This is a genomic window from Synechococcus sp. R55.8 (assembly GCF_047461895.1).
GTDB lineage: Bacteria > Cyanobacteriota > Cyanobacteriia > Thermostichales > Thermostichaceae > Thermostichus.
Genome location: NZ_JANSIB010000109.1, coordinates 1 through 5456 on the forward strand (window position 1 = coordinate 1; position 5456 = coordinate 5456).

Sequence of the window (5456 nt, forward strand, 5' to 3'; positions counted from 1 at the left end):
AAGTTACTGGACAAGCCGAACCGAGCTCGAATCTCGTAGTAGCAAAGGGATTGCAACTTGACCGCGTTGACGATCTTCTCCGGCGTGTTCTGGTTGACCCAGTTCAATGCCTGCACAAAGACATCCATCGTCGCGTCCAATTTGGCGGCTTGCGACGGGGACACCTTGAGCTTACAGGATATGGTCAGGACTTGGCTCATAAGTTCATTGTACTTCATCAAAGCGCATTCCTCCCGACACCGACCCTACGGGTACAGTGCGGGGCTCCTGCGATTTCTAGCTGAGGGTCAATACCAGAGCCCCCAGATGATAGGGCCACTGTATGCTTTGTCGAGATGCTTTGTCGAGCTATTTTGCCGGTCAGCACCCAGGAGAGAACCAGAGCCAAGATAGCGTGGATCCCTGGAAAAACCGAATCACCGCCCGGTAAACCTGCCAGAGCATAGAAAGAAGGGATCCCGGCTGGGAGAAAGTTGCTCAGGTTACCAGCAGCACCTAACCTGCCTCCATCTGGACGGTCAAGGCAAGTGCAATTGTCGGCTAATCCGCACCATCGGCCCCAGTCCCAGTCCCGTTGGGTTCAAAGCCTGCATCTCAAACAAGGCCAGAATGTGGCGCACTTGCAGCTCTGGGCGCGTAGAATTCACCCCCATCGCCACCACCAAGCCGCAATAGCCACCCGTATCCCGGCAACGCCGCTCCCAGCGCTTGCGAGCCATGGAGTGAACGGGATCATCTTCGGGAAACTCTCCAAACAGGTGCAGATCGCGATTGCCCGTTTGCACAATTTCCAAGTCGTAGCGATCGCCATCGAAGGGATCCACCCCTGTGTTGAAACAAACGCCTTGCGGCCCACCTTCCCCACGCAAATTCTCGATGAGCTGCTTTGCTTTTGATCGAGAGGTGCGCACAATCACCACCGGCAGCCCTTCTCCATTTTTCACCAGCTTGCTTTGGGGGAGGGGATGCCATTGCCCCGTGCGCCGCAGCATTTCCACCGTTGTCCACGGCAAGACCCCCAGACCTATCTGCGCCCCTTCCGGCACCAAATCATCCCGCAGCAGGGTTTGTGCAGGTTCTTCCGCCTCCCCTTCCAGCTCCAGCAGCTCTTCGGCCACGTCCGGCAGGGTGCGCACCTGCACCGAAAGGGTTGTCCCCTTCTCTTGGGGATTGGGAATGCGGTACCGACCTTGATAGGAGCGAAAGTCATCTTCCAGCTTGCGGTGGTACTGCTTGAAGAAGCGATGCAAGGCTTCCAGGGCCACCGATAAGGCCGCCGCCTCATCCTCCTGCAAAGTCACGCGCAAGCCTTCCAGGGGGTGAATGGTGCCGAAGTTCGGCTCAATTTCCTCGGGATCCAACTCTGCCAAGTCCAGATCCGGCAGTTCGTTAAGTTCAGGATTGCCAGCTTGGAAGGTGAGATAGAGACAATCTTGCCTGAGGAAGGCTTCCTCCATCTCTTCGGGAGTATCCGGCTGGGCCGCATCCTGGCGAAACTGTTTAAGAGAGGGCAGCGAGCGATAAAAAAGCACCCCATACTCCATGCCCAACCGCCCCATCACCGAGACATAAAGGGTTTGGATGTCCCAGTGATCTAGGTCGATGGCCAAGATTTGGTGATCCTCTAGGTAATCCCAGGGAGCATCTCGCCAGAGGGTAAGGGCTTTGCCGGCCAGCAACTCAACATAGTGTTCCGGCAGAGGGGGAGGGATCCGCTCGTTGGCCTCTTCAAAGCTCTGCAGGATCTCGTCGATCAGAGGCAATTCCGGCTGGCATTCCACCTTGATGTCCAGCTCGTGCAGGATGCCGCGCAAGAAAAATTGCACCTCTCGATCCCGCACGATGATCTTCTGGGGACGAGCAGGTGGGGCAGCATGGGGCCGCTCCATAGCCATGATCAAGGTTCGCACCATCGGCTCAAAGCCAGAATCGGCGGGCACCACCTCCATGGCCCGTACCACGCCCTGAACGCCATCTACCCAAAGAATGCACTCCCCTTCCGTTTGGGATCCCATGGGTGGCGATCCTGAGAGCTTGTGGCGATCCCCTTCCCACACCGAGGGCACCTGGGGCAGCTTTTGCAATCGACGAACCGTAGCGGCTGGGAGACCGGACATAGACATCCAAGGAGAATCAGGAGAACAACCCAATCGGCTGAGTAGGTATGCCAAACTGAGCAGGGATCGGCCTTGGCCTCCTGTCAACAAGACCCAGGGATCCCGCTAATGCCAATCTAACCACCAGTGTAGAAGCTGAGTTCGGCTTCAGGGAGAGGAGACGGCAGAGCCCAGCTCTATAGCAACAAAAGCTGATGGTCAGATTCGAACTGACGACCGCTCGATTACAAGTCGAGTGCTCTACCAACTGAGCTACATCAGCAATTTCTGCTCACCGATTCTAGCATTTGTCCCCTGCGAACTGGGGCTCGCAGGGAAGGACGCCCAGCCGACTTCACGAGTCAGCTACTGCTGATCCACTGCCGGGCGAGCAATGGGAGCTAGGTAGATCACCAAAGCCCCTGCCAGAAACCCCAAGACGTTGCGCAACACCGGGATCCAATCCTGAGTGCGTGTGACCACCGGCCCGATACCGAAGGCCCCGAACAGAATGAACCACAGGGGAGAAATGAGCAAGGCCCAACGCCAGTTAAACAGCTCCTCCGCATGGCGGGGCTTGCCGGCAAACCCGAAGACAATCCCGCCCAAAATCGAGGTCACCAGCGTTAGGATCCACTGCTCCTGAGGCAGGCCGGGCACCACGCGGCAGCCTCCCTGATGAAAGCAGCGATCCAAAACATCCACGGTCTCCAGGATGGCGCGGTGGGTGCCGTGCTCCCGCACGTAGAATTGATTGCCAAAGCGAGATTGCAGCTCAATCCAAAAGGTACGTGGCAAGATCTCGCGCACAGCATCCCCTACATTAAACGCCAGCAAGTTGCCCCCCCTGGGATCCGCCACCATCAGAACGCTGCGCTCATTCAAGCCCCAGTACTCTTTCACCTGACGGCCTGGAGTTTGATCAAACTGAGTCAGCACCCGCAGCTTCCAGCCGGTGTCTTGCTCTAACTTGTTCAGATGCTGGGCCAGTTGAGCTTCCTGATTGCTGGTCAACTGATCCGCTAAGTCCAAGACCGGCACAGGCGGCTGGGGCAACTCCATCGGCACCACCGGCAGGGCAGGTTGCGCCCAGGTCAGGGATCCCCCGCCCACCGCAATCAACAGCCCAAGGCAAAAGCCCACTCCAACGCGGAGTATCCGCTGCCACTCGATGCTCATGCTGATCCCTCTCCTAGCTTTGACGCTGAGATACTGAGAAATGATGTTAAGAAATGTTTCAATTTCTTATAGATCTATCATGCACCGGAACAAGACGTTTGGCCAGAGGGATCCCGAGGAAGCAGCGGTGGCGAGGGCGATGTTTATATCAAGCTGGGGCTGAAGGTGCCGGCAGGGTCAAATTGCTGCTTCAGCTTGCGCATTAGGCTGGCAGCCGGGCCAAAGTCATGGGCAAGAGCCCTCTTCAGAGCCGGCGGAGCCTCCAGAAGCAGGAGAAATCCGCCTGCGGACTTGAGGTAGCGTTGCAGTTGCATTAGGGATCCCACTTCTGGCTGAACCAGCCAAGCCCGCCCTAGCCCACAGCCTCGGTGCAGTTGCACCTGAGCCCCAGGAAACAGGGTTTGAAACTGCTCCAATGTTGCCAGGCTCTGATTGGGCAGGCACCCGAACTTGGCCAGCACCGCCCCTGAGCCGGGTTGAGGCAGGGGCAGAGAGTCGGGATTCACTTCCTGCAAAGTCAGCCCTGCAGGGGCCAGCCGCCGCGTTTGGGCCATCTGTTGGGCGATTGCTCGCTCCGAGCCGTGAAAGCTGAGCCAAACTTGGGATCCCTCTGCCCTCAGCCAGAGATCCACCCCCACAGGGTTAACGGGGCCGGTCAGCACCTGCCGACACAAAACCTCCAGCTCCGGCAGGGATCCTGTAGCCAGCAAAGCAGACTGAGCTGCCGGCAAGGGGTAAAGCCGCAGGCTCACCTGGGTCAAAATTCCCAAGCTGCCCAAGGATCCGGTGAACAGCTTCATCAGGTCATAGCCAGCAACATTCTTGACAACCCGCCCGCCCGCTTTGGCCACCTCCCCATCCGCCCGCACCCAGGCTATGCCCAGCAGCAAGTCGCGGATCCCGCCGTAACGCCAGCGCAGAGAACCCGTATCGGCAGTGGCGATAATGCCCCCCAGGGTAGCCCGCTCCGGATAGAGGGGATCCACCGGCCACCATTGCCCCCGCTCGGCCAAGATGTGTTGCAGTTCCGCCAAAGTCATGCCAGCTTCCACCGTGACGGTGAGATCAGCAGCCGCATGGTCGATGAGCCGGCGTAAGCCGCGCGTGCTGAGAACCAAATCCACCGGCTCCACAGAGTGGGCCCAGCCCCACTTGCTCCCCTGCCCCAGCGGCAGCACTTTCCGCCCTTGGCACTCCTTTAAGATTCCGGCCAATTCCGAGACCGTTGATGGAGTCTGGATCGGCAAGGGATCCCCTGGATCAGATAGCAAGGTCGCCAGTGAATGGGGAGAAGACATTGGGGAAAGCGAAGCAGAGATTAAACAGAAGCAGAGATTAAAGAGAGAAAACCTGTCCAAACCAGCCCAATTGCGGGGTTATCCCACCCTACCTCAGTCTACAGCCAGCAAAAATCTCAGCTTGGAGAGATGACCCTCAACCAGAGCCAGCCTTCAATGTGGTACCGCCCTTACACAGGTCTGCCGAAAATCTCGGAACCAAAGCTCCGCCTCGTCACTGCTCACCCTGAAAGATCCTAAAGATCCTGAAGAGATCCATAAGCCTGCAGGGTTTCTCTCTCCCGCAGACTACTATCTGATACTAGTGGAGAAGCCGTGCGCAGCGAAGCAGACTCTACAATCGGAAAACTTTGTAAACTCCGTAAACAATGCAAACAAAAATAAAAAACGGCAACAGTAAAAAACGACGGATTAAGTTGAGCAAGGTAGTTTGCAGACGCTGTGAGCAGATTATCTGCTAGGATGGACGCTCTTTGTATTGGGGAAAAGCAGTCGTGAGTGCGCTGAGCAACATCATCTTGGTGGCTATGGGGATCCTCCTGACCCTTGCCAGCCTTTGGTACGGGCAAAACCACCATCTGCTTCCCGAATCTGCTGCCGAATCAGCCCCCTTGTTCGACAGCCTCTTCAACAGCACCATAACCATTGCCACAGGGATCTTTTTGGTGGTACAGGGTGTACTTCTCTACTGTATTGTCCGCTACCGCAAGCGGCGAGGCGACAAAGGCGACGGGGATCCCAGCCACGGCAATGTGCTGCTGGAGATCGTGTGGACGGCGGTGCCGGCGGTGATCATTCTTTGGTTGGGCTTGGCCAGCCTAGATGTCTATCAAGCTGTTTACGGGGGTGCTCACGTCGGCGGCCATATCCACGCGGCCATGGC

At 57.3% G+C, this 5456-nt stretch carries 4 protein-coding genes, 1 tRNA gene and 1 pseudogene; 1 reads left to right on the forward strand and 5 read right to left on the reverse strand.

The genetic code is table 11. From position 1 onward, the window contains the following. The 5 genes and pseudogenes from NW829_RS10610 to NW829_RS10630 all read right to left on the reverse strand — a co-directional run. Positions 1 to 200, reverse strand: a pseudogene (locus NW829_RS10610) (RNA-guided endonuclease TnpB family protein); the annotation flags it as partial. 318 nt (positions 201 to 518) lie between these two features. After that, entirely contained in the window at positions 519 to 2117 is a 1599-nt protein-coding gene (locus NW829_RS10615) for a DUF6930 domain-containing protein (protein WP_414417043.1), read from the reverse strand. Positions 2118 to 2306: 189 nt separating this feature from the next. Beyond that, positions 2307 to 2379, reverse strand: a tRNA-Thr gene (locus NW829_RS10620). Between the two features lie 83 nt (positions 2380 to 2462). Continuing rightward, positions 2463 to 3158: a TPM domain-containing protein gene (locus tag NW829_RS10625; RefSeq protein ID WP_414398793.1), complete on the reverse strand. Its 696-nt coding sequence runs from the start codon at positions 3156 to 3158 to the stop codon at positions 2463 to 2465. A 260-nt stretch (positions 3159 to 3418) separates the two neighbouring features. After that, positions 3419 to 4546 (reverse strand): FAD-binding oxidoreductase, encoded by a 1128-nt coding sequence (locus NW829_RS10630; RefSeq protein ID WP_414417044.1) that lies wholly within the window; start codon positions 4544 to 4546, stop codon positions 3419 to 3421. A gap of 521 nt (positions 4547 to 5067) precedes the next feature. Between NW829_RS10630 and NW829_RS10635 the strand changes: the two genes are divergently transcribed. Beyond that, positions 5068 to 5456, forward strand: a 389-nt coding sequence (locus NW829_RS10635) for a cytochrome c oxidase subunit II transmembrane domain-containing protein (RefSeq protein WP_414417045.1), incomplete at its 3' end; no start/stop codon positions are given.

Excerpts from the sequence above, each read along its gene's own strand:
- NW829_RS10615 (WP_414417043.1), bottom strand. The coding sequence starts at position 2,117 with ATGTCCGGTCTCCCAGCCGCTACGGTTCGTCGATTGCAAAAGCTGCCC.
- NW829_RS10625 (WP_414398793.1), bottom strand. The coding sequence starts at position 3,158 with ATGGAGTTGCCCCAGCCGCCTGTGCCGGTCTTGGACTTAGCGGATCAG.